This is a genomic window from Pseudomonas sp. GL_139_B (assembly GCF_057834475.1).
On the sequence record NZ_CM174403.1, the window covers coordinates 3,225,927 to 3,246,243 of the forward strand.

Here is a 20,317-nt window from a genome sequence, read left to right on the forward strand (position 1 = left end):
CTCCAATGTCTACAAGGGATTGAATATGCGTAAAAACGCGACTTGGTTGCTCAATACAGCCATTGCTTCTGTGCTGCTGCTCAGTGCCTGCTCGTCGCTAGAGCCAAAGCCTGCCACCGAGGAAGAAAACCGCCAGCGCATTATCAATGACCAGTCGCGCATGTATTCCGGCCAGGAACCTGTCACCGCGCCCATCACCTTTTACGAAGCCGCCGCCCGGGCGCTGAAATACAACCTCGACTACCGTCTAAAACTCATGGAAAGCGCGCTGGCTTCCGACCTGCGCGACGTATCCAGCCATGAGATGCTGCCACGCTTGGTCGCATCGGCCGGGTATGCCGGGCGCAACAATGACTCCGGCGGTACTTCCGTAGGCATTCAAGATCACCAGGTCAGCTTGCGTGCATCGACCTCCGAGGAACGCTATCGCGAACTATACGGCCTGGGCTTGAGTTGGAGCCTGCTGGATTTCGGTGTGGCCTATTACCGGACCCAGCAAAAGTCCGATCAGATCCTGATGGCCGAGGAACGCCGGCGCAAAGTCGCACAAAACGTCTTGCAGGACGTGCGCAATGCGTACTGGCGAGCCTTGGGCGCACAACGCTTGATGCCTGAGGTCGACAAGCTCCTGATGCGCACCCACACCGCGCTGACCGCCGCCCAAGAAGCCGAGCAACGAGGGTTGTTGCCCCGTCAGGAAATCCTTGCTTACCAGCGTGCCCTGCTTGACTCGATCTACCTGCTGACCGTCCGCCGCCAGGACCTGGAGTTTGCCCAGGCCGAACTCGCCGCGCTGATGTCGTTGCCCTCGGGCTCGAAAATGGTCCTGGCCGACACGCCCGATCCGGTGCTACCGGAGGTGCGTCAAAGCATGGCGCAGCTGGAACAGCTGTCCCTGGAGCATCGTCCGGAAATCATGGAAGAGTGGTACCGCAAACGCGTTAACCAGAAAGACCTGGACATCGCCAAGGCGCAGTTGTGGCCGAACGTCAGCGTGGATTACGGCTACCGGTACGACTCCAACAAATTCCTCTACAACAACGATTGGATGGGCACTGGGATTTCAGTGTCGATGAACCTGCTGCGCCTGCTGCAATTGCCGTCGCTCAACGCGGCAGAAAAATCTCAAAGCGAAACCGACGATGCTCGGCGCGTGGCGCTGTCCATGGCGATTCTGACCCAGGTGCGAGTCGGCACCTTGCGCTATCAGTTGGCGCGGCAGGAAGTGGAGTTCACCGAAGAAAGCCTGCGGGTCGACCGCAGCCTGCTCGATTATGCCGTGGCCGCCAAAACCGGAGCGCTGGGTTCCGAGCTCGAAGTGATCCGCTCCGAAGGTCGTTATCTGTTGTCGCGCTACCAGCGTGAAGCGGCATTTTCCAGTGCGCAGGCGGCGTGGGGGCGACTGTACAACTCCGTGGGACTGGATGTGCTGCCCAACGAGATCGAAAAACACGACATCAAAACCCTGGCCCGGGAAATCCAGCACACCTTGAATGACCAAGAGCAGCAACGCCTACTCATCACTCAGCAAGGAACGCCGAATGTCCAGACCCAGCCTTGATCCGCGATGCTTGTTGTTAGTGCTGGTGGCTGCCATCCCCGGTGTTCGAGCTGAGGACCCGCCGATGGAAAGCGCGACCTCGATCAGGGTGTTGCTGGCGGCAGAACTGGAAACCACCCTCTCCAGCCAGATGAACGGGACATTGGGTGAGTTGAATGCCAGCTTCGGCGAACACGTCGCCAAATCGGCACTGCTGGCGCGCTTCAACTGCAATGAGGCAGAAGCGCGCAGCAAAGTGGCGGTGGCCGAACTCGCAATGGCTAAACAAAACCTGGAGGCGAAAAAGCAACTGCGCCAGCTCAATGCGGTCGGCGATATCGAAGTGTCCATGGCCAGTACCGAAGTGCAAAAAGCCGATGGCGCCCGTGCGATGGGCGTGGCTCAAAGTGGTTATTGTCAGGTGCTGGCACCTTTTTCCGGGCATGTTGCCAAGGTTTACGTCAAACCGTACCAAACCGTCACCGCTGGCACGCCGCTCTTCGACTTGGTCAGCGACGGCGCTCTGAAAGTGCGGCTCAACGTGCCCTCCAACCTGCTGCAATCGCTTAAACCGGGTATGCCACTGCAAGTGAGCATTCATGAGACCGACAGAACCTACCCCGCGCATGTCAGCGTCATCAACTCGCGGGTCGATGCGGTGGCGCAGACGGTCGAACTGGAAGCCCGGCTCGATGGAAAATTCCCTGACCTGATGGCTGGCATGAGTGGCACTGCGCGGTTTAACCATGACAATGAATGAGCCGCTGCCCCATCCGCACTTGCTGCTGGAACTCGACGCCCTGCGGGACAAGGCAATGGCGGCCGACTCGCTGAACGCTCTGGCATTCAGCATGGCCAACGACCTGTACCCGTTGCTGGCGTTTCATCAGGCGCTGGTGTTTGCCCGACGTGAATCGGGCCTTGAGTTGTTGAGCGTGTCGGGGCTGTCACGCCCCAGCGAGGATTCGCCGTACTTGGTGTGGTTGCGCCGGGCCAGTCGCTGGATCGCCACTCAGTTGCTTGACGACGAACCGGTGTGGCTGACTCAGGACTCTACCTCACCGCCACCGGACATCGCCGAAGGCTGGAGCGAATGGTGGCCAGCCGGCGTATGGTGTGTGCCCCTACAGGATCGCGACCAGCAACGCCTCGGCCTGTTGATGTTACTGCTTGAACAGGAACCGCCCGCCTTACTGCGCCAACATCTCTCAGGGCTAATCCACACATGGGGTTATTGCTGGGCTGCACTGACGCGTCATCGGCGTTTCAGCCGCTGGCGACCGAATCGCAAACAGTGGCTACTGGGGCTGATCGTACTGGGTGCGCTCTTGCTGCTGCCGGTACGGCAAACCGCGTTGGCCCCCACGGAAATTGTCTCGCGCAATGCGCAGATCATCAGCTCGCCCATCGACGGCGTGATCGAGAAAATTCAGGTCCGGCCCAATCAACCGGTGGACCAAGGCACGCCGCTGTTCTCCCTCGACGAAACCACCCTGCGCAGCCGCGCAGAAGTGCTCGCCAAGGAAGTCGCAGTGGCCGACGCCGAATTACAGGCCGCCAGCCAACGGGCTTTCGACAATCCGCAAAGCAAAGGCGAATTGACCCTGCTCAATGGCCGGGCGCAACAGCGTCGGGCAGAACTCGCTGCGGTTCAGGCCCAGCTCAAACGTACGCAAGTGCTTTCACCTCGGGCCGGCGTTGCGGTGTTCAGCGACCCGAACGACTGGCTGGGCAAACCGGTGGTCACCGGTGAACGGATCATGCAAGTGGCGGACCCGAGTCAACCGGCGATGCTGATTCAACTCGCGGTGGCCGATGCGATTGCCCTGGAACCCGGCGCCGAGGTGACGCTGTTCCTGACCGCGTACCCGCTGGCACCGCTAAAGGGCAAGATCCTCGAAACCAGCTACCAGGCGCGACCCAGCGATGAAGGTGTGGTCGCTTATCGTTTGCTGGCGAGCATTGACGGCGCACCGGAGCATGCGCGCCTCGGTCTGCACGGCACCGCCAAACTCTACGGCGGCCGAGTGATGCTCGGTTATTACTTGCTACGCCGGCCATTGGCAACGCTGCGGGCATGGAGTGGCTGGTAATGCTCGATCCTGCTGACTTGCCCCTACCACCGCTGCGCGAGGATTTACGTCTGAGCGAAGCCGCCCACGGCAGCAACGGTGAACCGGCCTGGGTCATCCAGGACACGGTGATCAATCGCTTCTACCGTATCGGCTGGCTGGAATTCGAATGCTTGTTGCGCTGGGGGCAGTCGCCACGGCAGATCAGCGAACAAATTGCCGAGGGCACTTCGCTCAAGCCTGAGGTGGAGCAAATCCTCGACTTTCGGCAGTTTCTTGATCAGCACCAGCTGTTGCGCGCCGGCCCCGCGTCACTCGCGCGACTTCAGTCCAAGAGTGAGGAAGGCAGTTGGCTGAGTTGGCGCTGGTGGTTGCACCATTACCTGTTTTTCCGCATCCCGCTGCTGCGTCCGCAACAACCGTTGCAGTATCTGGCCCGGGCGTTGGGCTGGCTATTTCACCCGCTCACCGCGCTGCTGGTGTTTTGCCTGAGCCTGCTCGGAGTGATTTTGGTCTTGCAACAGTGGGACACTTTTACCAACGCCGTGGTCGAGTCATTTTCCACCGAAGGCCTGTTCAGCTTTGCCCTGGCGCTGATCGTCGCCAAGACCCTGCACGAACTGGGGCACGCCTTAGTGGCGACGCGCCTGGGTTTGCGGGTCGGGCACATGGGCATCGCGTTCGTGGTGATGTGGCCGATGCTCTATACCGACACTGGCGAAAGCTGGAAGCTCAGCCGCTCACGCCAACGACTGGCCATCGCCTCGGCCGGCATCGTTACGGAATTATCCCTTGCCGGGCTTTCAACACTGGGTTGGGCCTTGTGTGATCCGGGCGCGTTGCGCAATGCGCTGCTGTATCTGGCGACCACCAGCTGGCTGCTGTCACTGGCGCTCAATGCCAGCCCGTTCATGCGTTTCGATGGCTACTTCATCCTCTCGGATCTGCTCGACTTCCCCAACTTGCACGAACGCGCCTCGGCACTGGCGCGGGTCACGCTGCGGCGCAATCTATTGGGTTTGCAGGAAGACTGGCCGGAATCATTTCCAACTAGTCAACGACGGCTGCTGGTGACGTTCGCGATCACCACCTGGGTTTATCGGCTGGTGTTGTTTCTGGGGATCGCCCTGGCGGTTTACCTATTCTTTTTCAAACTGTTGGGGATCATTCTGTTCATGGTCGAACTGTCGTGGTTTATCGCCATGCCCGTGGTGCGCGAGCTGAACCACTGGTGGACCCGTCGCGCGGGCATTCCACGGCTACGCAAACTGATGTTTTACGCAGTACTGACACTGGTTCTGGCTGGGCTGGCCATCCCTTGGCGCACACAAATCGATGCGATTGGGGTCGCCCGCGCCGAACAGCAATTGCGGGTTTACTCACCCTACCCGGCGCGGTTGCAGTCGATTCACCGCGAGGGCCCGGTCAAAGCCGGGGAGATTCTGGTAGTACTCGATGAACCGGACATCGCCTCGCGTGTCACCAGCAGCGAAGCCACTGCCCGTAGCTATGAAGCGCGACTGTCGGGACTACTGGCCGACCCCGGTGGCCTGGCCGAAGACGCCGTGACTCGCCAGCGTCTGAATGTGCAATTCGAAGAAGCCCGGGCGGCCCGATCCGAGATTGCCCGACTCAATCTGACCACCCCGTTCTCCGGAGTGTGGCTGGACGTAAATCCGGACTGGAAGCCCGGCCAATGGATCGGTCGTCAGGAGTCATTGGGTGTGCTGATCGACCCGCGCAGTTGGCAAGTGGACGCCTATGTCGCCCAGGATCAGGTACACCACCTGATCGCTGGCGATCACGTACGTTTTTACCCAGACGGCCAGACCACGCCATTGAGCGGGCGGGTACTGGTTATCGGCAGTACACGCGCCAGCCAGTTGTCGCACCGCATGTTGTCATCGCGCTTCGGCGGCCCGGTACCAGCCGTCTCTGAGGAACATCCCCTGGTGCCGAGCGCTGCGCTGTTCCAGGTGTTGGTTCAACTGGATGAGCCGCTGGCAAGTCTGCGTGAAACCCGAGGTCATCTGAAAATCGAAGGGGAACGGCGAAGTGTTTTAGTCGATGGAGCGACGCATTTGATGGCCGTGCTCATGCGCGAAAGCGGCTTCTGACGCACAAGTTAAATCGTGCAACACCGACGGTGACTGCCTGACTCAGTCCTAATCTGTTTGCATTGTCGACGTTTGCTGGCGGACTTTGGTTGCGGGTGTGCAATCGGGGTGCTCGTTACCTCTCGTCCATGCATGGTTTTGGATAGCGTTAGAAATCGAGATAAACGACAGTGCCGCTGGTCTGAAAATATCCAGTGCATCACGCTTTATTTGCTCACTGTCAGTACAACTTAGTTGTTGGTTATGTTGATGTATTAGTCATCCAGTAGCGTCACCCGCCCGTCTAAAGCGCAGCTTTATCTGCTTGCCTCGTGCCTTGCCAACAGTTCGTCATTTACTAGATTGAACAGGTAGAAGATTACTCAAAATTCGTCAGACGTCACGAAGGATGTGGGCAATGATGAATACATTCAAACCGCAAATACCCAAGTTCGCGTTGTCGTACTCTTGTTGAGTTCCACTTGGCTGGGGATGGTTTCGCTTTCACTGGCGGCTGATCCCCCGGAGCAGCGAAAGCCGAACATCGTGGTTATTTGGGGGGATGACATCGGTATGTGGAATGTCGGGGCCTACACCCATGGAATTTGCGACCCAGAAACGAACAAGGGCTTGCATCAGCTTTCGCCCGCAAACCCTTGATTTTAAATGGTGCCCGAAGCCGGAATCGAACCGGCACGCCCTTACGAGCGGGGGATTTTAAGTCCCATGCGTCTACCAGTTTCGCCATTCGGGCGGTAGCGCGGTGAAGCAATCTCAAAACTGACAGATGACAACCTGGCAGTTATGATGCTTGTGCAACAGAGGGGGAAATATATACACCCCGCCCCGGTGAAGCAAGTTCGCAGATGACCTTTTCAAGACAAAATCTTGCAGGACTGCGGAAATAAAAAAGCTCCGTAAATCATAGATCTACGGAGCTTGTTTATAGTGGAGGCCGAGGTCGGAATCGAACCGGCGTAGGTGGATTTGCAATCCACTGCATAACCATTTTGCTACTCGGCCTCAAACATTTGCTGTCAGTAGCACAACAACAAATGCGTACAAACTTGGAGCGGGAAACGAGACTCGAACTCGCGACCCCGACCTTGGCAAGGTCGTGCTCTACCAACTGAGCTATTCCCGCGTCTTGGTGTGGCGCATTCTATAGAATCCAGAAGCCCCGTCAACCCCTTGATTCAAAAAAGTTTTATTTCTTTTCAACGTCGGTCTTCAGATGCGGCCAGGCAGCCCGTAAGTACTGGACCATGGACCACAATGTCAGGCCCGCAGACACCAGCAGCAAGGCATAACCGATCAAGACCCAGAAGGAAAAGTCTGACGGATTGGCCAGCAGGATGACCAGCGCGAGCATTTGCGCGGCGGTTTTCCATTTGCCCAGGTTCGACACCGCCACGTGAGCACGAGCGCCGAGTTCGGCCATCCATTCGCGCAATGCCGAAACGACAATTTCGCGACCGATGATGACGGCGGCCGGCAGCGTGAGCCACAGGTTGCCGTGTTCTTGCACCAGCAAGACCAGCGCGACGGCGACCATCAGCTTGTCCGCCACGGGATCGAGGAAAGCGCCGAACGGGGTACTTTGCTCCAGGCGTCGGGCCAGATAACCGTCCAGCCAGTCTGTGGCGGCGGCAAATGCGAAGACCGACGCAGACGCCAGATAGCTCCAGTGGTAAGGCAGGTAGAACAGTAAAATGAAGATCGGGATGAGCAGGACGCGTAGAACGGTAATCAGATTAGGGATATTCATCGGCACAACTGGCTACGAGGTGAGTTGGGCATTCTACTCGCTGTGCAGATTTGCATAAATCAACTCTGCGAGCTTTTTACTGATCCCGGGTGCTTTGGCGATCTCCTCGATGCTGGCACGAGACAGCTCCTGCAATCCACCAAAATGTTTTAATAAATCGCGACGCCGTGTCGGCCCAACACCGGCTACGCCCTCAAGCGTGGACGTGCGGCGAGTTTTCCCACGGCGTGCGCGGTGCCCGGTAATCGCAAATCGGTGAGCTTCGTCGCGTATTTGCTGAATCAAATGTAGCGCAGGGGAATCGCCGCGCAAGGTGAACTCGTGGGCCGCATCATTGAGATACAAGGTTTCGAAACCGGCCTTGCGCGTAGCCCCTTTGGCCACGCCCAACAGAATCAAGTCAGGCACCGCCAGCTCATTAAGTACATCCCGCGCCATGGACAGCTGACCCTTGCCACCGTCCACCAGCAGAATATCCGGCAGTTTGCCCTCACCCTCCTTCAGCTTGCTGAAGCGGCGGGTCAGGGCTTGATGCATCGCTGCGTAGTCATCCCCCGCCGTCACGCCTTCGATGTTGTAGCGGCGATAATCGGATTTGATCGGGCCTTCCGGGCCAAACACCACGCAAGACGCCACGGTGGCTTCGCCGCTGGAATGGCTGATGTCGTAGCACTCCAGACGCTGCGGCGGCTCGTCCAGGCTCAATACTTCTGCCAACGCATCGAAACGTGCCGCGACATGCTGACGGTTCGCCAGACGCGCGCCCAAGGCCTGCTCGGCGTTGGTGACCGCCAATTGCTGCCAGCGCGCTCGCGTACCGCGCACCCGATGACTGATCGTCAGTTCGCGACCACGCAGGGCTTCGATGGCCTCGATCAGTGTCGGGAAGTCTTCATGAACCACGTTGACGATCAGCTCACTCGGCAAGTCGCGCTCGGGACTGGTGATGAAGTATTGCCCGAGAAAGGCCGCCATGACTTCGGAAACGTCTTCGTCGATACCGGTCTGCGGGAAGAAGTTTTTGCTACCCAGCACCCGACCACCGCGCACACTGATCAAGTGAACGCAAGCACCGCCCGGATTGACGAAGGCGGCGATCACATCGATATCGCCGGTTCCGCCTTCCATGCTTTGCTGGTCCTGGACTCGGCGCAACAAAGAAATCTGGTCGCGCAACTCGGCGGCGCGCTCGAACTCGAGGTTGATCGCCGCCTCCTCCATGCCCGCGGACAACTCGTCCGTCAGCGCATTGCTGCGGCCCTCAAGGAACATCACCGAGTGGCGCACGTCTTCGGCATACACTTCAGGCTCGACCAACCCCACACACGGCGCCTTGCAACGTTTTATCTGGTATTGCAGGCAGGGTCGCGTGCGGTTCTTGTAATAGCTGTCTTCGCACTGACGGACAAAAAAGGTCTTTTGCAAAAGGCTCAGGCTTTCGCGAATCGCGCCGGCGCTCGGGTACGGACCAAAATACTTGCCCTTGGCCTTCTTCGCCCCGCGATGGATGCTCAAGCGAGGGAACTGGCCATCCGAGAGAAAAACGTAGGGGTACGATTTGTCATCGCGCAGCAGAATGTTATAGGGCGGGCGCCATTCCTTGATCAGCGTCTGCTCAAGCAGCAGGGCTTCGGTTTCGTTGGCGGTGATGGTGGTTTCGACTTGAGCGATACGCGCCACCAGCGCCGCCGTCTTGGGCGACAGGCCGGATTTGCGGAAGTAGCTCGACAGACGGTTTTTCAGGTTCTTGGCTTTGCCGACATACAACAGGCGCGCATCGCTGTCGAACATGCGATACACACCGGGACGCCCACTGACCGTCGACAGAAAAGCGCTGGGATCGAAGACTTCAGTCATTGTCAGAGGCTGGCATCGACCATGCCGTGACGAACCGCCAACAGCGTCAGCTCGACATCACTGCTGATCGAAAGCTTCTCGAAAATGCGGTAACGGTAAGTGTTGACCGTTTTAGGCGACAGGCAAAGTTTGTCGGAAATAATCTGTACTTTCTGACAACCGACAATCATCAGCGCGATCTGGATCTCGCGCTCGGACAACGCATCGAAAGGCGAGTCGTTGGTCGGCTGGAAGGATTTGATCGCCAGTTGCTGGGCAATCTGCGGACTGATGTAGCGTTGCCCGGCAAACACCAGGCGAATGGCCTGAACCATTTCCGGCAGCCCGGCGCCCTTGGTCAGGTAACCTGCAGCACCGGCCTGCAACAACCGCGTCGGAAACGGATCCTCCTCACACACGGTAACCGCGACGACTTTGATATCCGGGTGACTGCGCAACAGTTTGCGCGTGGCTTCAAGACCGCCGATACCGGGCATCTTGACGTCCATCAGCACCACATCGGGTTTCAGCTCACGCGCTTTCAGCAGGGATTCTTCCCCTGACTCAGCCTGGCCGACTACTTGTAGGCCATCGATGTCAGCCAGCATTCGTGTAATGCCTGTACGAACGAGATCATGGTCATCGACTACTAGCACCCTAATCAAGCAGACACCTCGCGATTTGGTCTAATTGGGTTGCCGGACACCTTAGCAAAAAGCAACTGGCAGACCTAGCGGCAAGCGTCATATAAAAAGTATCAATTCGTCTTGGAAGGCTTGTTTCCAGCGTGTTTCAGCGATGTCCCCCAACGGCATCACGCTGCATTCTCAGGAAACACTCGTCTTTGCCGACCACAACCAGCCCTTTTCTCTCGTAAAGATTTTTTGCCGGATTGTTTTCAAAAACAGTCAGGCGTAACGCCGGGCGTCGTTCCTTGCACGCGAGTGCGAATACCTGATCGATCGCCCAGGAGCCCGCGCCCTGCCCCTGGAACGCCTCGACAATGTGCAGCTCGCGGATGTACAAGGCGCTTGCATCGCGACTCACGCTGACAAAGCCCAGCAGCGCATCGTCGCGCACAATCATTCGGTTCTCCCGCCCCGCCCACGCGACTTCAAACGCCTCATCCAGCCATAGCAGGTCGTGCTGAATGTAATAGCGCAGCATGTTGCCGCAAGTCAGCTTTCGGGCGAAGTCGAGATCCTGGGCTGTCGCCGGACGCCATTCGAACCCCATTCAAGCCACCACAACGTCGACGATATGCCCGCGCCAGTCACCCGCCTCGCGGCGCGCCACTACCATCACATTCCCCGTACCGTGCGCTGCGGCAATGAGCGAACCGTCCGACGCCCAGATTGCGCTGCGCCCTGCAGACTCCCAGCCTCCGGTTGCACCGCCGTGGTTGGCCATCAGCACCGTCATTGAATGAGTGCTGGCGTAGCCTTGCAGCAGCGCCGTGTCCGGGGCATAGCCGTTTGCCGTGATCAGCACACCGGCGGCATACAGGTCAGCGCCCTGCTCCGCGGCAGCGGCAGCGTGACTGGCGTGAGAAAAATCAACACAAACCGCCAGTGCTACCACATCGGCACCGATCATCAACATCGAACCACCTGCGCCAGGGGCAAACGCCACTTCTTCGCCGGGGTGCAAATGCTGCTTGCTGTAAATCCCAAGCGAACCATCAGCGCCGAACACCAATGCGCCAATCAATACCGGAGAATCGTCCGACAGCCGAATCGGCATTCCGACGACGCTTGTCACACCGACTTCCCGGGCGAAATCCCGCAACGGCTGCAACACCTCGGCATCCGGGGCGATTGCCAACTCGCCTGCCAATCCCCGCTCATACCCGGTCAGCGACAATTCCGGAAAGACCAACAACTGAACGCCGTGCTCCGCGGCAACCTGCATAAAACGTTGATGCCGGACAATGTTGGCGGCGAGATCACCGGCGACGGAGATCGATTGAGCGGCGGCTATGGTCAATCGCGTCATGCTTCTTCCTTGTGACGTTAGAGGGCCGGAAAAACCCCAAGTGTGTCAGAAAGCAGCCCGCACTCAAGCGATAGAAAACGCTGTCGGCCATCGATAGCATTTTCTGATTGAAACCTCGCACCGGCGTCGAGTAAGCTCGGCGCATCCATCGGAGACAAACCATGTTCAACACCCCCTCACAGCTTCCAACAACCAGCGCCCTGCGCTCGGTGGCGGCTGCGTGGGCGAATGAAGTGTGCGCTCCGGTCAGCTTTTATTTTGGGTATTGGTTTAGCCACTGGCGCGCCTGATACCCACACGGCGCCCACTTTAAACGGGTCGCCGCCAGAGTTTTCCAAACCCCCGGTCGGCCTCCCGACCGGGGGTTTTGTTTTTTCAGCCCCGCACATTTTTGCAACACACCAGACACTTTGAGGATTCACCACATGAACTACGCCACTTATTACCGTTACGACAGTTTTACCACCTGGCGATTTACCAGCCTCCGCTCGGGACAGCCTGCCGCCTCCGATCGGTCACCCACAGGTGGCAAGCACACACACGCAGCCAATCCGGCCAATTGTCGAACACCCCAGTAGGGCCGAGTGCGCGGGAACAAACCCGCCGCCAGCCCAGGAAGCCTTGATATGAACTCGTCCGCCTCTGCTCTGCCGCTGTCCACCCTGAGCCCTGCCAATGAAGCGCTGACCCTGCGCCTGCCCAGCTCATTGCAACTCAAACAGCAATTGCCCCTCAGCAACGCACTGACCCGGCAAGTCGCCGCTCACCGCGACGCCGTCCGAGCGATCCTCAACGGTGAAGACGCCCGTTTGTTGGTAATCGTCGGCCCTTGCTCGATTCATGACCCGCAGTCCGCCCTTGAATACGCAGCCAACCTTGCCCGACTCGCCGCCGACGTCAGCGATGAAATGCTGCTGGTGATGCGTGCCTACGTCGAAAAACCGCGCACCACGGTCGGCTGGAAAGGCCTGGCCTACGACCCGCATCTGGATGGCAGCGATGACATGGCCGACGGTTTGACGCTCGCGCGTGAGCTGATGCGCGAAATGCTCCGCCTCGGCTTACCGATTGCCACCGAACTGCTGCAACCCATGGCCGCGGGTTACTTTGATGACCTGCTGAGCTGGGTAGCGATTGGTGCCCGTACCACCGAATCACAGATTCACCGCGAAATGGCCAGCGGCCTGGGCATGCCGGTCGGATTCAAGAACGGCACCGATGGCAGCGTAGCCATTGCCAGCGACGCCATGCGATCGGCCGCCCATCCGCATCGGCATTTCGGCGTCGATAGCCAGGGACATCCGGCAATCATCCAGACGCCTGGCAATCCCGACACGCACCTGGTGTTGCGCGGCGGACACCGTGGACCGAACTACGACCGCGACAGCGTCGCCCAGGTAAACCAGGATTTGACCCGACTGAAGATCCCGACGCGAATCATGGTCGACTGCAGTCACGCCAACAGCGGCAAAGACCCGGCACGACAACCCGCGGTATTCAACGACGTGCTCGAACAACGCCTGCAAGGTGACCGTTCGCTGATCGGCATGATGATCGAAAGTCATTTGTTCGAAGGTTGCCAGCCCATGAGTCCATCTCTGCGATATGGCGTCTCGGTCACCGATGGCTGTCTTGGCTGGGACGGCACAGAGCAGCTGTTGCGCCAGGCTACCGACCGGCTTCGAGCGCAGCGCGGGAATCAATAAACGGCTAATGCAATTTCTGTAGCAGTTGGCGCAGCCGGACGCAGGCTTCGCCAGCTGCTACGGATTGCGTTATGGCTTAAACAGGACATTGCTGACAGGCAAAGGCGTTTCCTGAGTAGGCCATCGCAGGAAAACGCGCAGTTACAGATCAAAAGATGTCGCAACATTCCGAACAAGACCTCAACCACATTCGAAACTTCCTACGTTTTCTATACCTTTTTCAGCAGCTTACAGCGGATTCCTCATACACCGCCGAAGCGCTGGGGTGCTTTAGAGTGAGCCCACCTGCACACCTCTGAACGACCGCGAAAAAGGAATGAACATGCTACGGAATGCAACCACACAACACCCTATCCTACTGATCCATGGGCTCTTTGGCTTCGATCGCATCGGCACAGCCGAATTCTTCCACAACGTCAAGCAGTCCCTGCGAAGTGCGGGAGCCAGGGTGTTCATCCCGCATCTGTCGGCTACCCATAGCAACGAAGCACGTGGTGACCAACTGCTGGCGCAGATCGACCGGGTGCTGGAAGGAACCGGCGCCAGCAAGGTCAACCTGATCGGCCATAGCCAGGGTGCATTGGCTGCACGTTACGCAGCGGCACTGGCCCCCCATGCCATTGCGTCTGTGACCTCCGTCAGTGGCCCGAACCACGGTTCGGAACTGGCCGATTTCCTGCGCAAAGCACTGACGCCCGGACGACTTCCGGAACATGTCGCCGCCACGATTGCTACGCTATTCGCCGATTTTGTGTCGTTGCTCAGCGGCAACCCGCACCTGCCGCAGAACGCAGTTGCCGCGCTCAATGCGCTGACCACCGAAGGTGTGGGTGCCTTCAACGACAAGTACCCTCAAGGGTTGCCCAAGACCTGGGGTGGCAAGGGACGCGAACGGGTCAACGGCGTGCGTTATTACTCCTGGAGCGGCACGTTACAGGAACCCCGTCTAGATGAAGGGCTCAATGCGCTCGACCCACTGCATGGGTTCCTTCGCGCTTTTTCCCATTACTTCACCACGGAAGCGGAGCAAAATGACGGCATGGTCGGCCGTTACAGCTCACACTTGGGCAAAGTCATCCGCTCCGACTACCCGCTGGATCATCTGAGCAGCCTTGGCCATTCTGCCGGCCTTAGCCACAAGGCCATCGATCCCACAGCGCTGTACGTGCAGCATGCCGAGCGCCTGAAAAACGCCGGCCTATAATCTGTCCGGAACTTTGACGAGAAATAGGCCACTGAATCCGGTAGGCTCCGCACTTTACTGAATATTGAAAGGAGTATTTCCCATGGCTAAAGCCACTGCCCGTCACATCCTGGTTGCCTCGGAAGCCAAGTGCAACGAACTGAAAGCCGAGATCGAAGGCGGCGCTGATTTCGCCGAAATCGCTAAAAAGAACTCTACCTGCCCGTCCAGCCGTCAGGGCGGCGACCTGGGTTCGTTCGGTCCTGGCCAGATGGTCAAGGAATTCGACGCCGTGGTATTCAGCGCTCCAATCAACGTCGTACAAGGCCCGGTGAAAACCCAGTTCGGTTATCACTTGCTGGAAGTGACCAGTCGTCAGGACTGATCGATCCGCCAGGCTTTACGTATAACGGCCCGCCTTTTGGTGGGCCGTTGTGTTTCAGATACGTTTTTAGGCTGGCGAGGGACGCGCCGCTAGCGTACAAATTGTGCTTTTCGATCCTCCGGCTCTAAGGCTGACAATGCGACTGGCTTTCCCCACTTTGTTGTTCACTGCCGTGGTGCTGCTATTGGGCGCCGCCGGTGTGGATGCAGCACCGCAACATGCGTTGACCGTGTACGGCGAACCCGCGAAGTATCCCGCCGGTTTCAGCCATTTTGCCTACACCAATCCGCAGGCCCCCAAGGGCGGCACGATGCGTCGCTCGGCGATTGAAATCGGCCATTTCGACCATATCCTGCCGTATATCGACAAGGGCATTGGCGTGACGCAAATCGACGGTTTGCTCTATTCGCCGCTGGCCCAGCGTTCGCTGGATGAGCCTTACACCGTGTACGGCCTCGTCGCACAAAAGATGGAGCGCCCGGACGACGGTCTGTTCCTGCGGTTCTATCTCAACCCCAAGGCACGCTTTGCCGACGGCACGCCGATCACGGCTGAAGACGTGCGCTACACCTACAACCTGCTGATGACCCAGGGCAGCCTGCGCTATCGCACCCAATTCGCTGACGTCAAAGGCGTGGAAGTTGAATCGCCTCTTGTCGTCCGGTTCGATTTCAAAAGCAACGAAAACCGCACCCTGCCCCTCGACATCGCGACGCTACCGGTGTTTCCCGAGCATTGGTGGAAGACCCGCGACTTCGCCGACGGCGGCGGGTACGAGGCGCCTTTGGGCAGCGGCCCTTATAAGGTAGGTAAAGTTGATTCCGGGCGCAGCATCACGTTCGAGCGCGACGCCGATTGGTGGGGCAAGGATCTACCCGTCAGCCGCGGCCTCTATAACTTCGATCGCTTCAGCATCGAATACTTCGGTGACACCGACGTCGCGCGCCAGGTGTTACGGGGCGGGGCCTATGACTACAATCGCGAATTCTCCGCCACCGGCTTTTCCATCGGCTATGACAGCCCGGCCCTGAGCGACGGTCGCCTGCAAAAGGCGCATCTGGCACAAGAAGCACCACAACCGTCCCAAGGGTTTGTCTTCAACCTGCAGAACCCGATTTTCCAGGATCGCCGAGTGCGCCAGGCCTTGGCAATGCTCTGGGATTTCGAGTGGAGCAACCGGCAGATGATGCGCGACATGTACATCCGCCAGCAGAGCTACTTCTCCAACACTGACCTGGCTGCGCGCCAACTGCCCGATACGGCAGAACTGGCCGTTCTGGAACCGTTGCGCGGGCAGATCCCCGACGAAGTGTTCACCCAGGTCTTCGAAGCAACGAAAACCGATGGCAGCGGTGTGATTCGCGATAAGCAATTGCAAGCGCTGGACCTGCTCGAACAGGCCGGCTGGAAACCCGATGGCGACCAATTGGTCAACGCCGAGGGCGAGCCCCTGAGCTTTAGCTTTCTGGTCAGCCAAAACGGCATGGACCGATTGCTGTTGCCTTATAAGCGCACCTTGAAACAGATCGGCATTGACATGAACATCCGCCGTATCGACTCGTCCCAGTACGTGAATCGGCTGATGAGCCGCGATTACGACATGATCGTCACCGGCTACCCGGTCACCACCTCACCCGGGGGCGAACTGTTCAATTACTTCGGCTCGATCTCCACCACCGACCCCGGCGCCAATAACTATATGGTGCTGAAGAATCCGGCAGTCGACACCCTGATCACAGGGCTGGTTCACGCCACCACCCAGCCCGAGATGTTGCGTTACGCCCACGCGCTCGACCGAGTGCTGCAATGGAACTACTACTGGATTCCCAACTATTACCCGCCGGGCACTTCGACCGTCTGGTGGAACCGGTTCGGCCGGCCCAACGAGCAGGCCAGCAATGACGAGGCCATCGAGAGTTGGTGGGAAATAAGCACCACGCCACTGACCAATCAACAAATGACCGCCGAGCAAATCAGCCGTGGCAAACCCGGAGGGCCACACTGATGTGGGCTTACATACTGCGGCGTCTGCTGCTGATCATCCCGACGCTGGTGATCATTCTGTTGGTCAACTTCGTCATCGTCCAGGCGGCACCGGGCGGCCCGGTGGAACAAGCTATTGCGCACCTGCAAGGCATCGGCGGCGCGGCGATCGGTGGCGGGTCTGGCGAAACCATGCACAGCACCTCGCGCGCCAGCCGTGGACTCGACCCGCAGCTGATCAAGGACATCGAAAAACAATACGGTTTCGACAAACCCGCGCATGAACGCCTATGGCTGATGCTCACCAGTTACGCCCGGCTGGACTTCGGCAAGAGTTTCTTCCGTGGCGCGACGGTCACCGACCTGATCCTGGACAAAATGCCGGTGACGATTTCCCTCGGGCTGTGGGCAACGTTGATCACCTACCTGGTGTCGATCCCCTTGGGTATCCGCAAGGCCGTGCACCACGGCAGCCATTTCGATATCTGGACCAGCACCGCAATCATCATCGGCTATGCCATGCCGGCGTTTCTGTTCGCCATGTTCCTGATCGTGGTGTTTGCCGGTGGCACCTCATTGAACTGGTTCCCGGTGCGCGGGCTGGTCTCGGACGACTTCGAGTCGCTCTCCACCGTGGGCAAAGTCGCCGATTATTTCTGGCACCTGGTGCTGCCGGTGACGTCGCTGGTGATCGGCGGTTTCGCCACCCTGACCATCCTCACCAAAAACTCGTTCCTCAATGAAATCACCCGCCAATACGTGATCACCGCGCGCGCCAAAGGCATGAGCGAACGCCGGGTGCTGTACGGGCACGTGTTCCGCAACGCGATGTTGCTGGTGGTGTCGGGCATTCCGCAGGCGTTCATCAGCGTGTTTTTCGCCGGTTCCTTACTGATCGAAGTGATTTTCTCCCTCGATGGCTTGGGCCGTATGAGTTATGAAGCGGCCGTCTCGCGTGATTATCCAGTGGTGTTTGGCTCACTGTTTATTTTCACGCTGTTTGGCCTGCTGATAAAACTGGTCGGCGACCTCTGTTACACCCTGGTCGACCCGCGTATCGACTTCGCCGCGAGGAATGCCTGATGTTCAAGCTCTCGCCGCTGGGCCGTCGTCGCTTTGAACGATTCAAGAAAAACCGCCGGGGCTGGTGGTCGCTGTGGTTATTCATTGGCCTGTTTGTGCTGACCTTGGGTGGCGAGTTGATCGCCAATGACAAGCCGCTAGTGGTCAGCTATCAGGGCGAATTGTATTTCCCGGTGTTCAAGCGCCACACCGAACAGGCTTTCGGTGGACAACTGCCGTTCCAGGCGGATTACCGCAGCGACTATGTGCAGAAGCTGATAAAAAAGGACGGCGGCTGGATGCTGTTCCCGCCGATCCCCTTTAGTGACGACACGCCCAATTACGACCTCAACAAACCCGCACCGAGCCCGCCCTCGAATGTGAACTGGCTGGGCACCGACGATCAGGCCCGCGACGTATTGGCCCGGGTGATTTTTGGTGCACGGGTGTCGATCCTGTTTGCGTTGATGCTGACCTTTGTCAGCGCCCTGATCGGCATTGCCGCCGGCGCCCTTCAAGGCTATTACGGCGGCTGGGTCGACCTGATCGGCCAGCGCTTGCTGGAAGTCTGGTCCGGCATGCCGGTGCTGTACCTGCTGATCATTCTGTCCGGGTTCGTCGAACCGAATTTCTGGTGGTTGCTGGGGATCATGGCACTGTTTACCTGGCTGGCGCTGGTCGACGTGGTGCGCGCCGAATTCCTGCGCGGGCGCAACCTGGAATACGTCAAAGCCGCCCGTGCGCTGGGCCTGTCGGATCGCAAAGTGATCGTGCGGCACATCTTGCCCAACGCGATGAACGCGACCCTGAGTTACCTGCCGTTCATTCTGACCGGGGCGATTACCACCCTGACGGCGCTGGACTTCCTCGGTTTCGGCATGCCGGCCGGCAGCGCATCGCTCGGCGAACTGATCGGTCAGGGCAAGCAGAACCTGCAGGCGCCGTGGCTGGGACTGACGGCATTTTTCACCCTGGCACTGATTCTTTCTTTACTGGTGTTTATCGGCGAGGCATTACGTGATGCTTTCGATCCGAGATCCTGACGCGGACGGTTGATATGAGTACCCCCCTGATCGAAATCCGTGACCTCAGCGTCGCCTTCAGCGGTGAAACCGTGGTGCGCAACCTGTGCCTGGACATCCGCCCCGGCGAATGCCTGGCGCTGGTCGGCGAGTCCGGGTCCGGTAAATCGGTGACGGCGCATTCAATCCTGCAATTGCTGCCCGAAACCGGTACCGAATCCACCGGCAGCATCCGTTATCGCGGCAAGGAACTGCTCGGCGCCCCAGCCAACGTGCTGCGTGAGTTGCGCGGCAACCGGATCGCGATGATTTTTCAGGAGCCGATGACCTCGCTCAATCCACTGCACAGCATCGAAAAGCAGATCGGCGAAACCCTGCTGCTGCACAAAGGCTTGACCGGAAAAGTGGCGCAAGCACGGATTCTTGAGTTGTTGCACCTGGTCGGTATCCAAAAGCCCAAAGAGCGACTCAAGGCCTACCCCCATCAACTCTCGGGTGGCCAACGTCAGCGCGTGATGATCGCGATGGCCCTGGCCTGCGAGCCGGAGTTGTTGATCGCCGATGAACCGACCACCGCGCTGGACGTGACGGTGCAGCGCAAAATTCTGATCCTGCTCAAATCGCTGCAACAACGGCTCGGCATGTCGCTGCTGCTGATCAGCCATGACCTCAACCTGGTGCGCAGCATTGCCCAGCGGGTCTGTGTGATGAAGGGCGGGGAAATCGTCGAGCAAGCCACTTGCGAAACGATCTTCACCGAGCCGAAGCACCCTTATAGCCGCTTGCTGTTGAATGCCGAGCCGGAAGGTGAAGCCCTGCCCCGCGACGAGCGCGAGAACGTACTGGAGGTGGACAATCTGCGTGTGCAATTCCCCCTCGGCGGCGGCTTGTTTCAGCGCAAGACCTACCTCAACGCCGTGGACGGCATCAGCCTGAACATTCAGCGTGGCAAGACACTGGGCATCGTCGGTGAGTCCGGCTCGGGCAAGTCGACACTGGGTCAGGCGATCCTGCGGTTGCTCGATTCCCAAGGCAGTATTCGCTTTCAGGGCACGGAGCTGGATGGCCTGACGCAAAAGCAGCTGCGGCCATGGCGCAAGAAAATGCAGGTGGTATTCCAGGACCCCTATGGCAGCCTCAGCCCGCGGATGTCAGTGGCGCAGATCATCAGTGAAGGTCTTGAAGTACACAGCCAGTTGACCGATGAGCAGTGCAAGGCCGAAGTCATTCGGGCACTGGAAGAAGTCGGCCTCGACCCGCAAAGCCGTCACCGCTACCCGCACGAGTTTTCCGGTGGCCAACGTCAACGCATCGCCATTGCTCGCGCGTTGGTGCTGAAACCGGCGCTGATCCTGCTGGACGAACCGACCTCGGCGCTGGACCGCACGGTACAAAAACAAGTGGTCGCCCTGCTCCGCCAGCTTCAGGAAAAACACGGCCTGACGTATTTGTTCATCAGCCATGATCTGGCGGTGGTACGTGCCCTGGCCCACGACATGATCGTGATCAAGGATGGCAAAGTGGTGGAAAGCGGAGCCAGCCATGACGTGTTTGATTCGCCGCAGCATCCGTACACCAAAGAGCTGTTGGCGGCGGCGCATCCGCGGCAGGCATAAGACCGCGTCGCCTCAATCGCGAGCAGGCTCGCTCCCACATTTGGAATGCAGTC

16 protein-coding genes and 3 tRNA genes are annotated in these 20,317 nt (G+C 58.8%); 11 read left to right on the forward strand and 8 right to left on the reverse strand.

The features are described from left to right. Positions 1-25: 25 nt before the first annotated feature. From AC3ISI_RS14680 to AC3ISI_RS14695, 4 genes are read left to right on the forward strand one after another with little or no spacing between them, the layout of a single operon-like run. The gene (locus tag AC3ISI_RS14680; RefSeq protein ID WP_489332575.1) at positions 26-1,561 is read left to right on the forward strand and encodes a TolC family protein; all 1,536 of its coding nucleotides are present in this window, start codon (positions 26-28) and stop codon (positions 1,559-1,561) included. Next, positions 1,542-2,300, forward strand: a complete 759-nt coding sequence (locus AC3ISI_RS14685) for an efflux RND transporter periplasmic adaptor subunit (RefSeq protein ID WP_489332576.1) — start codon at positions 1,542-1,544, stop codon at positions 2,298-2,300. The genes AC3ISI_RS14680 and AC3ISI_RS14685 overlap by 20 nt, the downstream gene beginning before the upstream one ends. After that, positions 2,287-3,633, forward strand: a complete 1,347-nt coding sequence (locus tag AC3ISI_RS14690) for an efflux RND transporter periplasmic adaptor subunit (protein WP_489332577.1) — start codon at positions 2,287-2,289, stop codon at positions 3,631-3,633. Before AC3ISI_RS14685 ends, AC3ISI_RS14690 begins: the two co-directional genes overlap by 14 nt. Next, complete coding sequence (locus tag AC3ISI_RS14695) at positions 3,633-5,729, forward strand: site-2 protease family protein (protein WP_489332578.1); 2,097 nt, start codon at positions 3,633-3,635, stop codon at positions 5,727-5,729. Before AC3ISI_RS14690 ends, AC3ISI_RS14695 begins: the two co-directional genes overlap by 1 nt. A gap of 646 nt (positions 5,730-6,375) precedes the next feature. On the opposite strand, the gene AC3ISI_RS14700 is transcribed toward AC3ISI_RS14695, so the two are convergent. The 8 genes from AC3ISI_RS14700 to AC3ISI_RS14735 form a co-directional block, all read right to left on the reverse strand. Further along, positions 6,376-6,462 (reverse strand) — tRNA-Leu (locus AC3ISI_RS14700). A gap of 195 nt (positions 6,463-6,657) precedes the next feature. After that, positions 6,658-6,731: transfer RNA gene (locus tag AC3ISI_RS14705), tRNA-Cys, on the reverse strand. 45 nt (positions 6,732-6,776) lie between these two features. Then, positions 6,777-6,852, reverse strand: a tRNA-Gly gene (locus AC3ISI_RS14710). Between the two features lie 63 nt (positions 6,853-6,915). Beyond that, a complete protein-coding gene (gene pgsA, locus AC3ISI_RS14715) occupies positions 6,916-7,476 on the reverse strand; it encodes a CDP-diacylglycerol--glycerol-3-phosphate 3-phosphatidyltransferase (protein ID WP_223513238.1) in 561 nt (186 codons plus the stop codon). Positions 7,477-7,509: 33 nt separating this feature from the next. Next, positions 7,510-9,333: an excinuclease ABC subunit UvrC gene (gene uvrC / locus AC3ISI_RS14720; protein WP_489332579.1), complete on the reverse strand. Its 1,824-nt coding sequence runs from the start codon at positions 9,331-9,333 to the stop codon at positions 7,510-7,512. Positions 9,334-9,335: 2 nt separating this feature from the next. Further along, positions 9,336-9,977, reverse strand: a complete 642-nt coding sequence (gene gacA, locus AC3ISI_RS14725; RefSeq protein ID WP_008015884.1) for a response regulator transcription factor GacA — start codon at positions 9,975-9,977, stop codon at positions 9,336-9,338. A gap of 127 nt (positions 9,978-10,104) precedes the next feature. Further along, positions 10,105-10,548, reverse strand: a complete 444-nt coding sequence (locus tag AC3ISI_RS14730; protein WP_489332580.1) for a GNAT family N-acetyltransferase — start codon at positions 10,546-10,548, stop codon at positions 10,105-10,107. After that, positions 10,549-11,307 (reverse strand): carbon-nitrogen hydrolase family protein, encoded by a 759-nt coding sequence (locus AC3ISI_RS14735; protein ID WP_489332581.1) that lies wholly within the window; start codon positions 11,305-11,307, stop codon positions 10,549-10,551. It lies immediately after the preceding gene. 626 nt (positions 11,308-11,933) lie between these two features. On the opposite strand from AC3ISI_RS14735, the gene AC3ISI_RS14740 reads away from it, so the two are divergent. The 7 genes from AC3ISI_RS14740 (at position 11,934) to AC3ISI_RS14770 (ending at position 20,264) form a co-directional block, all read left to right on the forward strand. After that, complete coding sequence (locus AC3ISI_RS14740) at positions 11,934-13,013, forward strand: 3-deoxy-7-phosphoheptulonate synthase (protein WP_489332582.1); 1,080 nt, start codon at positions 11,934-11,936, stop codon at positions 13,011-13,013. A 322-nt stretch (positions 13,014-13,335) separates the two neighbouring features. Next, complete coding sequence (locus AC3ISI_RS14745; protein WP_489332583.1) at positions 13,336-14,217, forward strand: lipase family alpha/beta hydrolase; 882 nt, start codon at positions 13,336-13,338, stop codon at positions 14,215-14,217. An 82-nt stretch (positions 14,218-14,299) separates the two neighbouring features. Next, positions 14,300-14,581, forward strand: coding sequence for a peptidylprolyl isomerase (locus AC3ISI_RS14750; protein WP_489332584.1), 282 nt, complete (start codon positions 14,300-14,302; stop codon positions 14,579-14,581). A gap of 136 nt (positions 14,582-14,717) precedes the next feature. Continuing rightward, complete coding sequence (locus tag AC3ISI_RS14755; RefSeq protein ID WP_489332585.1) at positions 14,718-16,586, forward strand: extracellular solute-binding protein; 1,869 nt, start codon at positions 14,718-14,720, stop codon at positions 16,584-16,586. Further along, positions 16,586-17,647: a microcin C ABC transporter permease YejB gene (locus tag AC3ISI_RS14760; RefSeq protein WP_489332586.1), complete on the forward strand. Its 1,062-nt coding sequence runs from the start codon at positions 16,586-16,588 to the stop codon at positions 17,645-17,647. Before AC3ISI_RS14755 ends, AC3ISI_RS14760 begins: the two co-directional genes overlap by 1 nt. Beyond that, positions 17,647-18,669 carry an ABC transporter permease gene (locus AC3ISI_RS14765; protein ID WP_489332587.1) on the forward strand — a complete coding sequence of 341 codons (1,023 nt, stop codon included), beginning with the start codon at positions 17,647-17,649 and terminating at the stop codon, positions 18,667-18,669. The genes AC3ISI_RS14760 and AC3ISI_RS14765 overlap by 1 nt, the downstream gene beginning before the upstream one ends. A gap of 14 nt (positions 18,670-18,683) precedes the next feature. Then, positions 18,684-20,264: an ABC transporter ATP-binding protein gene (locus AC3ISI_RS14770; RefSeq protein ID WP_489332588.1), complete on the forward strand. Its 1,581-nt coding sequence runs from the start codon at positions 18,684-18,686 to the stop codon at positions 20,262-20,264. The last annotated feature ends 53 nt before the right edge of the window (positions 20,265-20,317 follow it).